This is a genomic window from Nonomuraea roseoviolacea subsp. carminata (assembly GCF_024172185.1).
In the GTDB taxonomy this organism is placed as follows: domain Bacteria; phylum Actinomycetota; class Actinomycetes; order Streptosporangiales; family Streptosporangiaceae; genus Nonomuraea; species Nonomuraea roseoviolacea.
On record NZ_JAMZEC010000001.1, the window covers coordinates 1,655,419 to 1,670,847 of the forward strand.

Consider the following 15,429-nt stretch of genomic DNA (forward strand, 5'->3'; position numbering starts at 1 on the left):
TTCCGGCTCGCCCGTGTTGTGACGCGGGTCAGGCCAGGCCGAGGGCCGCGGCCGCCGCGTGGACGTCGATGGGCACCGTGACCGGCGCCGGGGCGCCGGAGATGGCCCAGTCGGGGTCCTTCAGGCCGTTGCCCGTGACCGTGCAGACGATTTGCTGCCCCGGCTCGACGAGCCCCGCGGCGTGCGCCTGGAGCAGGCCGGCGACGCTGGCCGCCGAGGCCAGCTCGACGAACACGCCCTCCTCCTGAGCCAGCAGCTTGTACGCGGCGGCGATCTGCCGGTCGGTGACCGACTGGATGTCGCCGCCGGACTCGTCGCGGGCGGCGGTGGCGAGGTCCCACGAGGCGGGGTTGCCGATGCGGATGGCGGTGGCGATCGTGTGCGGGTGGGCGACGGGCGCGCCGGTCACGATCGGCGCCGCGCCGCTCGCCTGGAAGCCGAACATCCGCGGCGCCTTCGACGACACGCCGTCGGCGAGGTACTCCTGGTAGCCCATCCAGTACGCGGAGATGTTGCCGGCGTTGCCGACCGGGATGCAGTGGATGTCGGGCGCGTCGCCGAGCGTGTCGACGATCTCGAACGCGGCCGTCTTCTGGCCCTGGAGCCGGAACGGGTTGACCGAGTTGACCAGCGCGATGGGGTAGCTGGAGGACAGCTTGCGGGTCATCTCCAGGCAGTCGTCGAACGACCCCTCGACCTGGAGCAGGGTGGCGCCGTGGACGAGCGCCTGGGCCAGCTTGCCCATGGCGATCTTGCCCCGGGGCACGAGCACGGCGCAGGTGAGCCCGGCGCGCACGGCGTAGGCGGCGGCCGAGGCCGAGGTGTTGCCGGTGGAGGCGCAGATGACCGCCTTGGCGCCCTCCTCGACGGCCTTGCTGATGGCCATGGTCATGCCACGGTCCTTGAAGCTGCCGGTCGGGTTGGCGCCCTCGACCTTGAGATACACGTCACAGCCGGTGAGGGCCGAGACGCGGTGCGCGGGCACCAGGGGCGTGCCGCCCTCCAGAAGCGTGACGACCGGCGTCTTCGTGGTGACCGGAAGACGCTCTCGGTACTCCTCGATGAGGCCACGCCACGACCTGCTCATGATGACTCCCTGCCTGCGGTGTTGCGCCCGAGTGTACGGGGTGCCGGGGTGCGCCGCCGACCGCCGTCCACAGGGCGGACCGGTCCCGAGGAGGTTCCGATGGGTGTCCCGCATTACAGGAAATTCTCAGCATCTCCCGATAAAGTCTCGGCCAGGGGGGTCACCGACATGAACGCGCGTCCTGCCATGACGCAGAACGACTTTTCTCCTTTGCAGCAGCCGGAGCTCGGCGCCTGGACGCCTGCCCGGTCCGTGAGCGTGGTGATTCCCGCGCACGGCGGGCCGCACCTGGACCTGACGCTGGCGGCGCTCGCCGCGCAGACGTACCCGGGCCACCTCATGGAGGTGCTGGTCGTGGACGACGGCAGCGAGCCGCCGATCCGCCTGCCGGAGATCCGCCCGGACAACACCCGCCTGGTCCCCGTGGAGACCGGCTGGGGCATCGCCAACGCGGTCAACACCGGGGCCAACGCCGCCGACGGCGAGATCATCCAGCGGCTCGACGCCGACATGGTGCCCTGCCGCGAGCACATCGAGGCGATGGCCCGCTGGCACCACCTCACCGACTACCTGGTCACGATCGGGATGAAGCGGTTCGTCGAGGTTCCGCCGCTCACCCCGGAGGAGGTCTTCCGGGCGCGTGACCTGGGAGACCTGTTCGACCTGGACAAGGCGGTCGCCAGCTCCACGGAGGCGACGATCGCCAAGACCGACGGGCTGCGCAAGAGCCGCAACCCGTACCACGTGTGCACCGGGCCGACGGTGGCCATGCCGCGCGAGGTCTTCCACGCCGTGGGCGGGCTCGACCCGACCGTGCTGCGCGGCGAGGACACCGAGTTCGCCTACCGGCTGGCCATGCACGGCGTCGTGTTCGTCCCCGACATGGAGGCGCGGGCCGTCCACCTGGGGCTGCCCGCCCAGCACCGCGACCGCGAGCGCGCGGTGCGGGCCGTCGGACCGTACCTCGCGCACCGCGTCCCGCTCCGCCGCGACCTGCGCAAGGACCGCGGGCGGCGGTGGCTGGTGCCGTACGTCGAGATCGTGCTGGACGTGACGGACACCTCCGAGGCCGTCGTACGGCAGGCGGTGTCGGCCGCGCTGGACGGCAAGCTCCAGGACGTGGTGGTGACGCTGGTGGGCCCCTGGTCGCTGCTGCGCGAGGGGCGGCGCTCGGTGCTCAGCGACCCGTGCTTCGAGCTGCGGCTGATGCGCGACCTGTTCGCGCACGACGACCGGATCAGGCTGATCGACGAGGCCGCGCCCACGCCCGCCCCGGCGCCGTTCCGCTACCGGGGGCCGGTGGACGTGCCGCTGCACCGCGCGACGCTGGAGCGCATGGTCGAGGACGTGCAGAAGGACCTCACCGGCGTGCTCGTCGTGGACCTGCCCGACGGGCGGGCGGCGCGGCTCGAACGCACCTCCGCGCTCGCCCGTGCGCTGCTGTTGAGCGAGCCGGGCGGCGACCTGGACGAGGTCATCGCGACCACGCACGGCGTGCGGCACGTGGCGCCGGACCGGTACTGGCCGCCGGCCGCCGCCTCTGCCCCGGGGTCCTCCGTGCCGGCCGCCGGGGCGGGGTCAGGGGTCGTGGAGGAGGCGCGAGCCGCCAAGCCTGCTGCCCCGGCCAAGCCCGTGCCGGCCGCGGTCCACGCGCCGGCCTCACCGGAGGGCGAGCGATCCCTGCTCGGCCGCCTGAAGTCCGCCCTCCGCTCGGGCTGACGTCCTCTCAGAGGGCCCGGGGCGAGGTACCCGGCTCGGACGCTGACGTCCTCTCAAAGGACCCCGGATGGGGGTCCCGCCGCTCTTCCGGAGCGTGCCGGGCCCGAGGAGGAAGGCCGGCGCCGGACCCCCAGAGGGCAGGACCGAGGGAGTCGGGTGCGGGCGCCCGAAGAGTCGGGCGCGCGCACCGAGGGCGCCCTGCGCAGGGGCGAGGGGTTCAGGCGCGTGGGCGTTTGCCGAGGGCGCGTTTGACCGTGGTGGACAGCAGCGCCCGCATGCCCTGCTGGGCGCGGTTGGCCGCGGCGAGCTGCCGGCGCAGGCCGCTGACCTCGCGGCGCAGCTCGACGGTGTTCTTGCGCCACCGGCCGGCCTCGTCGCGCCACTTGCCCACCTGACCGCGCAGCCGCTCGACCTCCTTGGTCAGCCGCGCGATCTCCGCCTGCGCCTCGGCGCGGGCGCGCAGGGCGCCGCGCCGGCCGGTGACAGTCGGGGGCTCGGTGGTGAAGGCGTAAGTCTCGCCCTCGACCCACGTCACGCCCGCCACCTCGTCCACCACGTCGTCGAGGTCCTCGCCGGGCCGCGCGACGACGCGGGCGCGGGCGAAGGCCGACGTGCGTTCGAGCCGGGCCGCGACCACCCCCTGGGACGACTCCTCCAGGAGCACGCTGACCAGGCCCAGCCCTTCGTCGCGGCACAGGTCGAGCAGCCGCGCGAGGCTGTCCTCGCCCGGCCGCCAGCCCGGCGGCAGGCGCAGCGTGAACGGCACGGCCGGGTCCACCTCGGCGGACCCCGCCAGCCGTACGCGGCCCTCGTGCCGGTAGTGGCCGTGGACGAGCACCAGGTCCAGCTCCGGATCGGTGAGCGGGGCGCGGTGCTCGCGCTCCAGCGACTCCCACGGCCCGGTGACGACGACCGACAGGTCGGGCACCGTGCCGGCGAGCAGGGCGTCCACCGTGGCGCGCACGCTCTCGTACCCGGCCGTGCCGTCGACCACGGCGGTGACGTACGGCACCTTCCACTGGCGGCCCGGATGGGAGCGCAACCATCGGTAGGAGGGGATGCGGTCGGCCACGAACGCGTGGCTGACCCGGTCGATGCTCGCCTTGTCGCGCATGCGCATGGTGGGCCCGAGGTGGTAGGCGCGGGCGCGCGGCTCGGGCACGAACACGGCGCCGGCCTGGGCCAGCCGGTAGCCCATCTCGGTGTCCTGGCCGAGCACCAGGTCGCCGTCCATCGGCCCGGCCGCCTCGATCAGCCGGGCCGCGACCGAGGTGGCGCCGCCGACGTGCAGGCTGAAGGGCCGTTGCGGGTTGTTCGTCAGGCCGTCGGTGCGCTCGACCAGCTCGATGATCCAGCCGTGCGGCTCGGCCGGCTCGAACGCCTTCTCCAGGTCGTCGGGCAGCTCGGCGGGCACGGCGGCGGCGGTGAAACGGATGTAGCCGGTCACGACGAGGTAGGGCGCGGCGTGGTGCCAGCGCATGTGGGCCTCGACGGCGCCCGGCATGAGCAGCACGTCGGAGTCGAGCCAGTGCACGACGTCGCCGCTCGCCTCGGCCAGCCCGGCGTTGCGGGCCGCGGCCCGGCCCGGGGTGTCGCAGGTGATCAGGCGCGTGTGGGGCGGCCGGTCGGCCGGCAGCCGCAGCGGGGGCGTGCTTCCGTTGTCGACGACCACGACCTCGGTGAGCTCCGCCGGGTAGGTCTGCCGGGCCAGGGCGGCCAGCGCCAGGTCGAGCTTGTCCTGGTTGTCGTACGCGGGGACGATCACGCTGACGCGCAGGCTCGGCGTGAAGTCCTCGGCCGGTCGCAGGACGCTGTAGTCGTTGCCGCGGACCCTCACGCCGCCTCCCTCGCTCACGCCGTCTCCCTCCCCGCTCACGCCGCCTCCACCCGCGCGTCCGTGTCGTGCTCCATGAGCAGGCTCGGCCGGAAGCCGCGCCACTGGCTGGTGGCCACCTTGAGGAAGTGGGCGAGCGGGAGCTGCCAGGTGTGCGCGCCGCTGAGCCCGCGCCGCAGCACGTAGCCGAGGCCGTGGGTGCGGTAGACGCTCGCGCCGGCCTCGGTGGCGGCCTTCAGGAAGAGCCGGTCGACGGCCCGGGGCTGCGCGGCGAACCCGCCGATGTCGCGGAAGTCGTCCCGGGAGACCAGGATCGTGCCGCCGGCCACGTGGTCGGACCACACCTCGCTCCGGTACGCGGCGCCGCTGGCGAACGCGCTGCGCCGGATCGTGGCCCGCAGCGGCTCCAGGTAGAAGAACTCGCCGGAGGTGCCGGTCACGTCGGCGCCGGAGTAGGTCAGGGCCATGACCAGGTCGGCGAGGTGATCTGGACCGTACCAGTCGTCGTCGTCCCACTTGGCCAGGTAGTGGCCGCCGGCCAGCGCCGCCGCCTCGTTGAGCACCGTGCCGAACGGCACCTCGGCGGGCAGTTCCTTCCAGGCGACGGGCAGCGGGAGGTCCTCGACCGCCCGGCGCACGCTCTCGTACGGCACCCCGTGCAGCCCCAGGACCACCTCGACCTCGGCCCCGCGCTGGCGGGCGATCTGGGCGAGCGCGCCGGGCACCAGCTCGGGCCGCTTGGTGGCCATGACGACGCTGACCGACGGCGTACCGGCGGGGCGGTGGGCCAGGCGGCGCAGCCGCACGCTGTGCTCCTCGCGCCGCAGGTCGGCCAGGCAGCGTACGGTGCCGTCGGGCTCGTGGGCGAGCCAGGAGCGGTCGGTGAGCAGGGCCGCGAGGGCGGCGGGCACCCAGGCGGGGGCGTCGGCGGCGGTGAGCGGGACCCCGGCGGCGGCCAGGCGCAGGACGTCGTCGAGCGGGACCGGGCCGTCGGGCCAGTCGAGCTCCAGGCCGCGCAGCGGGCGCAGGGCGGCGATGTCGGGTGGCTGCGTGCGCGTCGAGGCCGGCGGCGGCGCCGAGGTCTCGGGGGGCCGCCCGTCGGTCGCCCAGCCGGTGCCGTTCCAGCGGAGGCGGGTGAGCCCCTGATCCGGCGTGCGCGTGAATCCGCAGGGGGTGACGGACATGCGTGCGGTGCTCCTCGGCCGGGGGGACTCAGATCGGCGCCTACCTTACGCCCGTTTGACTGACGTTAAGGCAAGCGCCTCATGGGCGGCCGAGTGATCTCCCAGCTTGGAAAGGATCTTTCTCAGATTGTCTCCAGGAACTTATGGCAACGTAGTGTCGAGTGTTGATTAAGGTGTCAATAAAACCTGACGCCTGATTTGTCCATGTCGACGAAAGGTTTGCGCGGATGCTCTCGCCTCGCCGAATGGCAGCGGCCGCCGCGGTTCTCGGAGTCCTGGCCGTCGCCGCCCTCGCGCTGCTCGTCCTCGGCGGGCTCGTGAGCGTGGGCGCCGCGGCGGCGACGGCGGCGTTCCTGGTCGCCCTGTCCGCCCTGGCCCTCCTCGTGGTCGTCGTCCGCCGCCTCGACGGCAAGGCGCAGCGCATCGACCTGCGGGTCAAGCGGCACGAGAGCGAGCTGGCCAAGACCCTCACCGCGCTCAGGCGCATCGAGACGCGGCTCGACCGGCTGAGCGCCGCGGTGGAGCAGGCGTCCGCCCGGCGCGAGGAGGACCTGTCCGCGATCCTCGCCTCGCTCGGCGAGGACCGCGTGAACGCCATGGTCCGCGCCCGAGAGGTGGAGGAGCTGCGCGAGGAGGTCCGCGCGCTGGCCAAGGGGCCGGTATGAGCGAGGCGGCCGGTATGAGCCGGGCGGCACGTGTTCCCCGCGTCAGGCACAACGACTACGGCGTCCTGGAGCCCCCGGCACTCGGGACGTGGCGGCCGGAGCTGACCGTCTCGGTGGTGATCCCGGCCCGCGGCCGCCAGGAGGACCTGGAGCGCACCATCGCGTCGCTGGCCGCGCAGACGTACCCGGCCGAGCTGGTCGAGGTGGTCGTCGCCGACGACGGCAGCGAGCCGCCGCTCGACGTGCCGGGCGCGCGCGTGGTGCGGGTGACGGAGGGCTGGGGCCGGGGCGCGGCGCGGGAGACCGGCCGGCTGGCCGCCACCGGCGACGTGGTCCACTGGCTCGACGCGGACATGATCCTCGCTCCCGCGCACATCGAGGCGCACATGCGCTGGCACCACCTCATCGACCACGCCGTGGTGATCGGCGACACCCGGTTCGTGGACGCGCCGGGCGAGGAGGGCGTCCCGTCGGAGTACGCGCGCACGACCCTGGAGTCGACGCGCATGCTGAAGGACGCCGGCGCCGGGGCGTACCTGCTGCACACGGGCGCCTCCAGCTCCGTGCGCGCCGACCTGCTGCGCGCCGCGGGCGGCGTGGACACCGGGCTCAACATGGCCGAGGACACCGAGCTCGGCTACCGGCTCGCCCAGGCGGGCGCCGTCTTCGTCCCCGATCCGGAGGCCCGCGCCGAGCACGTCGGCCCGTCCACGGTCATGCGGCGCGAGAAGGACGTGCACCGGCACAACTGGTCGTACCTCGGCGACCTGGTGCCCGAGCTGCGCTGGCTGCGGGCGCATCCGCGCCGCCACTGGCGCGTGCCGTACGTGCGGGTCGTCGTGCCGGCGACCACGTACGAGGAGACGCGCGGCGCGGTGGACGCGGTCCTGGCGGGCACGCCCGCCGACACGGCCGTCACGATCACCGGCCCGTGGGGCGAGCTCACGGACGGGCGGCGCGACTGCCTGGACGAACCGCTGCTCGACGCCCGCCTCCTCACCCACCTCTACCGGTACGAGCCGCGCGTCTCCTTCTCCGAGGAGGAGCCGTCGTCCGCGGCACCCACCCCGTTCCTGCTGCGGCTGCCGCCCGGCTGGGCACCCGGCGCCGACACGATGGCCCGGCTGGTACGGCTGGCGGACGCCGACCTGCTCGGCCTCGTCTGCGTGGCCCTGGCCGAGTCGCCGCGAGGCGTGGTCGCGGCCCGGCTGGAACGCACCGCGGCCTTCGCCCGGGCGGCCCGCCTCAACGGCGCGGACGACGACCTGGTGGACGAGATGTTCGGGTCGCTGTGGGTGAGCGGGGCCGAGTACGGGCTCGTCCCGGTCGCCGAGGCCGAGTCGCCGGCCGGTGACGCCGCCAGGTGGCGGGCCGTGGCCGCCGAGCGGCTGGCGGAGGTCAAGAGCCTCAAGGCCGAGGTGGAGCGGCTGTCGGCCGAGGTGGAGCGCCTGTCGGCCGAGGCCGGCGCCGAGTCCGACGAGCAGGGGCGGCTGACCTCGCTCATCAGGCACCTGAGGAGCGCGGGATGATCGCGGAGCTGCTGGCGGAGATGCCGGGCGCCCGGGTCTTCCTCGCGGGGATCACCGCCGCCGACCTGCCCCGCACCGCGTCCGGAGAGGATCCGTCCGGGGAGGACGCCCCGGCGCGGCCGGTCGACCTCGACCGGGACCTGCTGGAGCCCCTGTCCGCCGCCGAGCAGGCGGCGGAGGTGCTGGTGCTCGCCCGCACACCAGCCGACCTGCGGCGCGCCGCCACCCTGCACAAGCTGCTGCCCGAGACGCGCCGCGTGGTCGTGGCCGTCCTGGACACCCCGCCGGCGCATCCGGCGCCCGTGCCCACGCCGACGCCCGCGCACCGCTGGCGCTCGCTGTCGGACCTGCGGGTCCACCGGCCCAAGGACCGGGTGTGGGTGGTGGACGCGCACTTCTCCGCGCCCACGCCCGCCGGCCGTACCGTGGCCGCGACCTCCCGCGCCTTCGCCGGGCACCGGCTCGACGTGATCGGCGCGCCCGCCGCGGCCATCGCGGGCGTCGGCGCCGCCGACTGGCGGCCCGGTGACCCCAACGCCACCCCCGCCGAGATCACCGGCCCCGTGCCGGAGCGGGTCGGCGCCCCGGGCGGCGACGTCGTCCTCCGCACCTCCGAGACCGCGCCCGCCGCGCCGCCCGAGGACGGCTCGCGCGGCTGGGCCGGCGACGAGCGGCCCGTCGAGCGGCCCATGGCGCGGGCCGCCACCTGGGAACGGCTCGGCCGTCCCGGCGGCGCCGCGCTGCCCCTCGCCGACCCGGACGTGCTCGCCGAGCCGTCCATGGTCCCGCCCGTCGACGAACGCCTGGTCAACCCGCAGGGCTTCGTCACCACCCCGTCACGCGGCATGGCCTCGCTGGAGGAGCGCGACGGCCGTTGGGCGGTGGTGCTCGACGGCAGGGCGGTGACGACGTTCGCCGAGTCGGGCGGCGTCACGGACGCCGACGTGGCCAGGCTCCGGCAGATCCGTGGCGTCGAGGTGGACTGGCGGCGCGCCCACAGCGGGCCCCTCGCCGCCGTGCGGGTGCTGGCCGGGCTCGCCGCGGCCGGGGTCCCGCTGGTCGCCGAGTCGGTGCCGCGCTGGGCGGGCGGGCTCGGCGACGACCTCGTCGCCCTGCTGACGAGCCGTCCCGACCTCTCCGACGACCTGCGGCGCGAGGAGCACAGCGTCCGGCTGCGCCGCCGGGCCCTGCGCACCCATGGCGTCGCGGCCCGCTGGGAGCAGCTCGGCGCGCCGCCGCCCGCGCCGCCGCTCACGTCCGTCCTGCTCGCCACCCGCCGCGCCGACATGGTCGGCTTCGCCCTGCGGCAGGCCGCCCGGCAGCGCGGCGCGCAGCTCGAAGTGGTGCTGGCCCTGCACGGCGTGCCCCGTGGCCATCCCGACGTGGCGGCGGCGATCGCCGCCCACGACGGGCCGCTGACCGTGTACGAGGCAGACGGGCGGGAGATCTTCGGCGAGGTGCTCAACCACGCCGCCGCCCGCGCCTCCGGCTCGTTCCTGCTCAAGATGGACGACGACGACTGGTACGGCCCCGACTTCCTGTCGGACCTGCTGCTCGCCCACTCCTACTCGGGGGCGCAGGTGGTGGGGACCGTGCCGGAGTTCGTCCACCTGGCCTCGATCGACGTGACCGTGCACCGCAGCCAGGTCACCGAGCAGATCACCAGCTTCGTGGCGGGCGGCACGATCCTCGTGGAGCGGTCGGCGTTCCAGGCCGTGGGCGGGTTCCGGCCGCTGCGCCGGTCGGTGGACACGCAGTTCCAGGAGGCGCTGCAGGCCGCCGGCGGACAGATCTACCGCACCCACGGCCTCGGCTACATCCTGCGCCGCGGGCCCGCGGCCAACCACACGTGGCAGGAGCCGATCGGCACGTTCCTGCAGCGCAACAAGCGGCAGTGGCGCGGGTTCCGCCCCAGCGCCCTCATGGAGCTCGACCGGAGCACCGCATCATGACCCGGACCCCCTCATGACCCGGAGCACCGCATCGTGACCCTCATCCCCCGCATCCGGCGGCAGGACTTCGGCGTGCTCACCCCGCCGCCCCTCGGCGGCTGGACGCCGAGCCTGACCGTGACCGTCGTCATCCCCGCCCACGACCGCCAGAGCACCCTCGACCTCACGCTCGCGGCGCTGTCGGCGCAGACGTACCCGGCCGGGCTGATGGACGTCGTCGTCGTGGACGACGGCAGCCCCGAGCCGCTGCGCCTGCCCGAGACCGTGCCCGGCGGCACCAAACTCATCTCCGGCCCGCCGGGCGGATGGGGACGGGCCTGGGCGCTCCAGGCCGGCCTCGACGCCGCCTCGGGCGAGGTCGTGCTGGTGCTGGACGCCGACATGGTGCCCCACCGCGCCCACGTGGAGGCCCAGCTCCGCTGGCACCACCTGGCCCCGTACCTGGTGGTGCTGGGCTGGATCGACTTCACCTCCGCTGAGCGGCTGCCCCGGCCCGAGGAGGTCCGCGCGGCCCTGCTGGCGGGCGAGGAGGAGGGCCTGTTCCCGCTCGCGCGGGAGCGTCACGACTGGGCAGAGAAGATCATCCACGACCACGACGGCCTGCGGGCCGCGCCCAGTTCGCTGGCCACGCGGATCCACGTCGGGGCGACGGCCTCCTACCCCGCCGGGCTGCTGCGCTCCATCGGCGGGCTGGACACCTCGCTCGTGCTGGCCGAGGACACCGAGCTCGGCTACCGGCTCACGCAGGCGGGCGCGGTCTTCGTCCCGGACCCGCTCGCGCGGGCCTGGCACGTCGGGCTGCCCACGGCCATGCGCGACTTCGCCGCGCTCAAGCGCTACAACGACCCGTACGTCGCCGACCGCGTGCCGTACCGGCGCTACCTGCGTACGGACCCGGGCCGGCAGTGGCGCGTGCCGTACGTGGACGCGTACGTGCCGTCCGGGACCTACGAGGACGTGCGGGCGAGCGTGGACGGGCTGCTCGGAGCGAGCCTGCCCGACATCCGGGTCACCGTGGCGGGCCCGTGGACGTCCTTGGACGAGGGGCGCCGGTCCCCGCTCCGCGACCCGGACCTCGACCTGCGGCTGATCCGGGCGCAGTTCGCGCACGACCCGCGGGTGCGCCTCGCCCCTCCCCCGGCCTGGCCCGCTCGCCCCTTCGCCTCCGGGGCCTCGGAGGGGTCGCCCGGGGCCGCGGAGGGGTCGCCGCCGGTCGTCCCGCCGTTCCGGCTGCTCGTGCCGCCCGGGTGGGTGCCGTCCCAGGACGCCGTGGAGCGGCTGGTGCAGCGGCTGGAGGAGACCGACGGCGGCGTCCTGTGCCTGGCGCTGGACGAGACCGAGGACGGCGTGGTGGTCGCCCGCCTGGAGCGGACGGCGGCCCTGTCGCGCGCCGCCCTGGTCGCCGAGCCCGGGGAGCACCTGGACGACGTCCTGGACGAGGTGTTCGGCCTGGAGTGGCTGGACGGCCGCGCGTGGGGCTTCGCGCGCCGCCCGGCGGTCTACCCGCCCCGCCGGCGCCCGGCGCCCGAGCACGTCGTCCAGCTCGCCCAGCGCGACAAGGAGATCCTCCTGCTGCGCAAGCGCGCGACCGCGCTCCGGGCCGAGCTGGCCGAGCAGCGCAGGCTGGCCGGCAAGGCGACCAGGGACGCGGCGCGCTGGCGGCAGAAGGCGGAGGAGTGGCGGCGCAAGGCCGTGACCCTGTCCCGCTCGCGGGAGCGCACGGTCCTGCGCCGTGCCGTGCGCCGCGTCCGCGGCCTCACCTCACCGGCGGACACCTGAGGCGCTCAGCTCGCCAGGTACGGATGAGCGGCCGGGGCGCGCAGACGCTCCTCCTGGAGACGGGTGATCCGCCAGACGACGGCGGCCGCCAGTCCGGCCGTGACGATCCACAGGCCGATGCTGACGAGATCGAACCTCGCTCCGGCCCGCAGCGACTCCAGGTCGTCCTTGAACAGCAGCCGCGCCGCCACGTGGGAGATCCAGGAGCTGACGAGCCAGGCGGCCCACCATCCCCGGACCAGGCCCGAGCGGGAGGCCACGGTCAGCGGCTGTTCTGCTGCGCCGGGCTTGGAGGCGTTCCAGATGTCGTCCACGATCTGCTTGGGGAACCACCAGCCGACGATCGGGACGAACCACCCGAAGACCAGCCACGGCTTGGCCCGCCGGTGCGGCCACGGGGCCAGCGCCTCGGCGTTCGCGCGGGCGCGGAACAGCCACACCAGGAACACGATGCCGCAGGTCACCATGGTGGCGAACTCCGCCAGACCCGACAGGCTGTAGAGCAGGTCGCCCCGATCGATCTCGGCGTCCTCGACCGCCTGGGGGTCGGCTATGAGCCGGTCGAGGAGGTCGAGGTAACCCAGGCCGATGAGGCCGGCCACGACTTCGACGAGCGCGTCGGCGGCCAGCAGGACGAGGACCGCGGTGCCCAGGCCGCGGATCGGGCGCACGGGCACGGGCGGCGGCGGGAAGTACATCGGCGAGGGCCCGGAGGGGCTCGCTGGATACACGGGTACTCCTGGGGGGTGCGGGAAGCGCCAGTATCGCCGCGTTCCGCCCCGTCGCGGCCGGCAGGAGAACGACCTGAAACACAGTCGTGATCAACAACCGGAACCGTCGGTGGCCCATGACAGTCTGAGCCAATGCCCTCAACGATCTCAGGCTTCGACGCGCGCACGGTCCGGGTGAACGGTCTCGACCTTCATGTGGCCTCGGGTGGAGAGGGGCCGCCGCTGCTGTTGCTGCACGGCTTCCCCCAGACCCACCTGGCCTGGCGGCACGTCGCTCCGGAGCTGGCGGACCGCTTCCGCGTCATCTGCCCCGACCTGCCCGGCTACGGGGGCAGCGCCAAGCCGGGGGACGGCCCCGAGCACTACGCCAAGCGCGTCACCGCGGCGACCATGGTGGCACTGATGCGAGAGCTCGGCCACGACCGGTTCAGCCTGGTCGGCCATGACCGCGGAGCGCTGGTCGCCTTCCGCGCCGCGCTGGACCACCCCGACGCCGTCGACCACCTCGGCGTGATCGACGTCATCCCCACCGTCGACATGTGGGACTCGCTGGCCGGCGTGGGCGGCGTGTTCGGTTTCCACCTGTATTTCCTCGCGCAGCCGAACGACCTGCCCGAACGGATGATCGGCGCCGACCCCGACACGTTCTTCGGCCACTTCCTCGACGCCTGGGCCGAGGCCGGCACGTTCGACGCCGAGGTCCGCGAGGCGTACCTCGCCGCGACACGCGACCCGGAGACGATCCACGCCATCTGCGACGACTACCGGGCCAGCGCCTTCGTCGACGCGGCCCACGACGGCGAGGACCGGCAGGCCGGCCGGCGCGTCAAGGCCCCCACCCTGGCGATCTGGCAGGACCCCGGCGACCTGGTGCTGCCGTTCGACCCCTCGGCGATCTGGCACGGCTGGGCGAGCGACGTCCGCACCCTGACGCTTCCCGGCGGGCACTTCCTGCCGGAGACCCGGCCGGACGCCGTCACCGCGGCGATCAGGAGCCTGATCGGCTGATCCCCGCGAGCAGCCGGACGAAGACCCGGCCGGTCGGCGCCGGTCCTTCAGCAGCCGTCGACCGAGCAGGCGAGGCCGCTCCCGAGGAGGTCGGCCTCCTTCGCCTCGGCGCTGTCCAGGGCCTCGCGCAGGGCGTCGGCCTTCGGCATGCCCTCGATCCGCGCGTCGCCGACCAGCAGCGTGGGGACGACGCTGATCCGGTGGGCCGCGGCCTCGGCGAGCGCGGCGGCGTGCGCCTCCGCGTAGGTGCCCCGTTCCAGGGCGGCGCGGTAGTCGGCGGCGGGAAGCCCGAGCTCGTCCGCGAGCCGTTCCAGGACGTCGAGGTCGCCGATGTCGGCGCCGTCCTCGAAGAAGGCGCGCAGGAGCCGGTCGTTGTAGGCGTCGGCCAGGCCGTGCTCCTTTGCGAACTGGTAGCCCTCGAAGGCCAGGCGGGTGTACGGCTGCGGCGAGACGTCGGGGAGCCGGATGTCCACGCCCATCCTCCTGGCCATGGGGTAGACCACCCGCGACCAGATGCCGCGCAGGTAGTCGCCCTCGGGACGGAGGGTGGGCGTGGGCTCCGGCCGCAGCTCGAAGGGCATCCACTCCACGGTGACGTCACGTCCCGCGACCGCCTCGGCGATCGGCTGCTTGGCCAGCAGGCAGAAGGGGCAGACGTAGTCGGACCAGATCTTCACGTGGACGGTCATGAGGACTCCTGTCGGCGGTCGAGCCAGGCGCGGAACGGCTCCCGCGCGTTCTCGACGGGAACGTGCAGGGGAGACAGCCGCCACTGCTCGACGGGGACGGCGAATATGTCGTAGGAGGAGACGTAGTCGAATCCGGCGGCGGCGGCCGCGTGCCGGTCGGCGGCGAAGACGACCCGGCCGACGCCCGACCACAGCGCCGTGACGTAGCACAGCGGGCAGGGCTCGCCCGAGGCGATCAGCGTCGTCCCCGCGAGGGCGTGGGGCCCGTGCCTGCGGGCGGCGTCGCGCAGGGCGACGATCTCGGCGTGGGCGGTGGGGTCCTGGTGGGCCCGGACCCGGTTGACGCCGGATCCGAGGACGGTGCCCGTACCGTCCACGACGAGTCCGGAGAACGGGATCCCGCCGGAGCGGACCTCGGCGACGGCCAGGGCGACGGCATCGGCGAGGCGTTCGGGCAGCCAGGCGGGTGAGGCGGTGTCCGGCATGGCGGATCAGACTCCTGCGGCGATCTTGAGGGGCACCACGCCGCCGCTGATCGCGGCGGTGAGCAGGCAGGTCAACGCCATGTGATCACTTCCTTTATATGCATGTATCTGCAAGCACTTTGCCGACGGACAGAAGCTTGCATGTACATGTATGCTCTTGTCAACCGCTTCCCGCGACAGGAGGAGGCCCCCATGGGCTCGACGACGTCCACCCCTGCCTCGGCCGCGCCACCGTCGGCCGTCTCCAGCGCGTGGAACCACGTCCTGCTGCTGCACGCCCGCGTGGAGAACACTCTCGCCGTCACCCTCCAGCGGCGGCACGGCATCGGCCTGTCGGAGTACCGCGCGCTCGGCCACCTGGCCGCCTCCCCCGCCGGTGAGCTGCGCATGCAGGAACTGGCCGACAAGCTCGGGCTCAACCAGAGCTCGGTCACCCGCCTGGTGGCGCGGCTGAACGCGGCGGACTTCACCTACCGGGACCTGTGCCCCGACGACAGACGCGGCGTCTACACCGTCATCACCGAGGCGGGCCGAGCACGCCACGCCGAGGCGAGTCTCACCTACGAGGCGACGCTCACGAGCGCGCTGGAGGAGGCCGGCCAGGCCGACCCACGGCTCACCGCGGCGCTCTCGGCGCTGGGATGGCCCGGCAGGTGACCTGGGGCGGCGGGCGGGCGACGGGACCTAGGTCCATCGGCGCAGCGACTGCTGGGCTTTGTGCCGATGCCGACGCGGCCGAGGTTCCCTAGGCTCTGGGCGTGACTTTC

13 protein-coding genes are annotated in these 15,429 nt (G+C 74.2%); 7 read left to right on the forward strand and 6 right to left on the reverse strand.

The features are described 5' to 3' along the window. Positions 1-28: 28 nt before the first annotated feature. Positions 29-1,087 carry a threonine synthase gene (gene thrC / locus HD595_RS07560; protein ID WP_253766935.1) on the reverse strand — a complete coding sequence of 353 codons (1,059 nt, stop codon included), beginning with the start codon at positions 1,085-1,087 and terminating at the stop codon, positions 29-31. Between the two features lie 168 nt (positions 1,088-1,255). On the opposite strand from thrC, the gene HD595_RS07565 reads away from it, so the two are divergent. Further along, positions 1,256-2,806, forward strand: a complete 1,551-nt coding sequence (locus tag HD595_RS07565; protein WP_253766938.1) for a glycosyltransferase family 2 protein — start codon at positions 1,256-1,258, stop codon at positions 2,804-2,806. 217 nt (positions 2,807-3,023) lie between these two features. On the opposite strand, the gene HD595_RS07570 is transcribed toward HD595_RS07565, so the two are convergent. Both HD595_RS07570 and HD595_RS07575 read right to left on the reverse strand, forming a co-directional pair. Next, positions 3,024-4,661, reverse strand: coding sequence for a glycosyltransferase (locus HD595_RS07570; RefSeq protein ID WP_253766940.1), 1,638 nt, complete (start codon positions 4,659-4,661; stop codon positions 3,024-3,026). 17 nt (positions 4,662-4,678) lie between these two features. Further along, positions 4,679-5,824 (reverse strand): glycosyltransferase family 2 protein, encoded by a 1,146-nt coding sequence (locus HD595_RS07575; protein WP_253766942.1) that lies wholly within the window; start codon positions 5,822-5,824, stop codon positions 4,679-4,681. A gap of 245 nt (positions 5,825-6,069) precedes the next feature. Between HD595_RS07575 and HD595_RS07580 the strand changes: the two genes are divergently transcribed. The 4 genes from HD595_RS07580 to HD595_RS07595 are packed head-to-tail and all read left to right on the forward strand — an operon-like array spanning position 6,070 to position 11,749. Further along, entirely contained in the window at positions 6,070-6,489 is a 420-nt protein-coding gene (locus tag HD595_RS07580; RefSeq protein ID WP_253766944.1) for a hypothetical protein, read from the forward strand. Next, entirely contained in the window at positions 6,486-8,018 is a 1,533-nt protein-coding gene (locus HD595_RS07585; RefSeq protein WP_253766946.1) for a glycosyltransferase family 2 protein, read from the forward strand. The genes HD595_RS07580 and HD595_RS07585 overlap by 4 nt, the downstream gene beginning before the upstream one ends. Beyond that, entirely contained in the window at positions 8,015-9,970 is a 1,956-nt protein-coding gene (locus tag HD595_RS07590; protein ID WP_253766948.1) for a glycosyltransferase, read from the forward strand. Before HD595_RS07585 ends, HD595_RS07590 begins: the two co-directional genes overlap by 4 nt. 33 nt (positions 9,971-10,003) lie before the next feature. Continuing rightward, positions 10,004-11,749, forward strand: a complete 1,746-nt coding sequence (locus tag HD595_RS07595) for a glycosyltransferase family 2 protein (protein WP_253766950.1) — start codon at positions 10,004-10,006, stop codon at positions 11,747-11,749. Positions 11,750-11,754: 5 nt separating this feature from the next. On the opposite strand, the gene HD595_RS07600 is transcribed toward HD595_RS07595, so the two are convergent. Further along, positions 11,755-12,480: a DUF4328 domain-containing protein gene (locus HD595_RS07600; protein ID WP_253766952.1), complete on the reverse strand. Its 726-nt coding sequence runs from the start codon at positions 12,478-12,480 to the stop codon at positions 11,755-11,757. 132 nt (positions 12,481-12,612) lie between these two features. Here HD595_RS07600 and HD595_RS07605 point away from each other — a divergent pair, with 132 nt between their 5' ends. Next, the gene (locus HD595_RS07605) at positions 12,613-13,488 is read left to right on the forward strand and encodes an alpha/beta fold hydrolase (RefSeq protein WP_253766954.1); all 876 of its coding nucleotides are present in this window, start codon (positions 12,613-12,615) and stop codon (positions 13,486-13,488) included. Between the two features lie 47 nt (positions 13,489-13,535). Here the strand turns inward: HD595_RS07605 and HD595_RS07610 are convergent, their stop codons facing one another. Together HD595_RS07610 and HD595_RS07615 are read right to left on the reverse strand one after the other, a co-directional pair. Then, the gene (locus HD595_RS07610) at positions 13,536-14,177 is read right to left on the reverse strand and encodes a DsbA family oxidoreductase (protein WP_253766956.1); all 642 of its coding nucleotides are present in this window, start codon (positions 14,175-14,177) and stop codon (positions 13,536-13,538) included. After that, a complete protein-coding gene (locus HD595_RS07615) occupies positions 14,174-14,662 on the reverse strand; it encodes a nucleoside deaminase (RefSeq protein WP_253766958.1) in 489 nt (162 codons plus the stop codon). Before HD595_RS07615 ends, HD595_RS07610 begins: the two co-directional genes overlap by 4 nt. A 192-nt stretch (positions 14,663-14,854) precedes the next feature. Here HD595_RS07615 and HD595_RS07620 point away from each other — a divergent pair, with 192 nt between their 5' ends. Continuing rightward, the gene (locus tag HD595_RS07620) at positions 14,855-15,319 is read left to right on the forward strand and encodes a MarR family winged helix-turn-helix transcriptional regulator (RefSeq protein WP_253766959.1); all 465 of its coding nucleotides are present in this window, start codon (positions 14,855-14,857) and stop codon (positions 15,317-15,319) included. Positions 15,320-15,429: the final 110 nt, after the last annotated feature.

Coding starts and splice junctions, on each gene's coding strand:
- HD595_RS07605 (WP_253766954.1), top strand. CDS start 12,613: ATGCCCTCAACGATCTCAGGCTTCGACGCGCGCACGGTCCGGGTGAAC.
- HD595_RS07565 (WP_253766938.1), top strand. CDS start 1,256: ATGAACGCGCGTCCTGCCATGACGCAGAACGACTTTTCTCCTTTGCAG.
- HD595_RS07585 (WP_253766946.1), top strand. CDS start 6,486: ATGAGCGAGGCGGCCGGTATGAGCCGGGCGGCACGTGTTCCCCGCGTC.
- HD595_RS07610 (WP_253766956.1), bottom strand. CDS start 14,177: ATGACCGTCCACGTGAAGATCTGGTCCGACTACGTCTGCCCCTTCTGC.
- HD595_RS07620 (WP_253766959.1), top strand. CDS start 14,855: ATGGGCTCGACGACGTCCACCCCTGCCTCGGCCGCGCCACCGTCGGCC.
- thrC (WP_253766935.1), bottom strand. CDS start 1,087: ATGAGCAGGTCGTGGCGTGGCCTCATCGAGGAGTACCGAGAGCGTCTT.
- HD595_RS07590 (WP_253766948.1), top strand. CDS start 8,015: ATGATCGCGGAGCTGCTGGCGGAGATGCCGGGCGCCCGGGTCTTCCTC.
- HD595_RS07615 (WP_253766958.1), bottom strand. CDS start 14,662: ATGCCGGACACCGCCTCACCCGCCTGGCTGCCCGAACGCCTCGCCGAT.
- HD595_RS07580 (WP_253766944.1), top strand. CDS start 6,070: ATGGCAGCGGCCGCCGCGGTTCTCGGAGTCCTGGCCGTCGCCGCCCTC.
- HD595_RS07575 (WP_253766942.1), bottom strand. CDS start 5,824: ATGTCCGTCACCCCCTGCGGATTCACGCGCACGCCGGATCAGGGGCTC.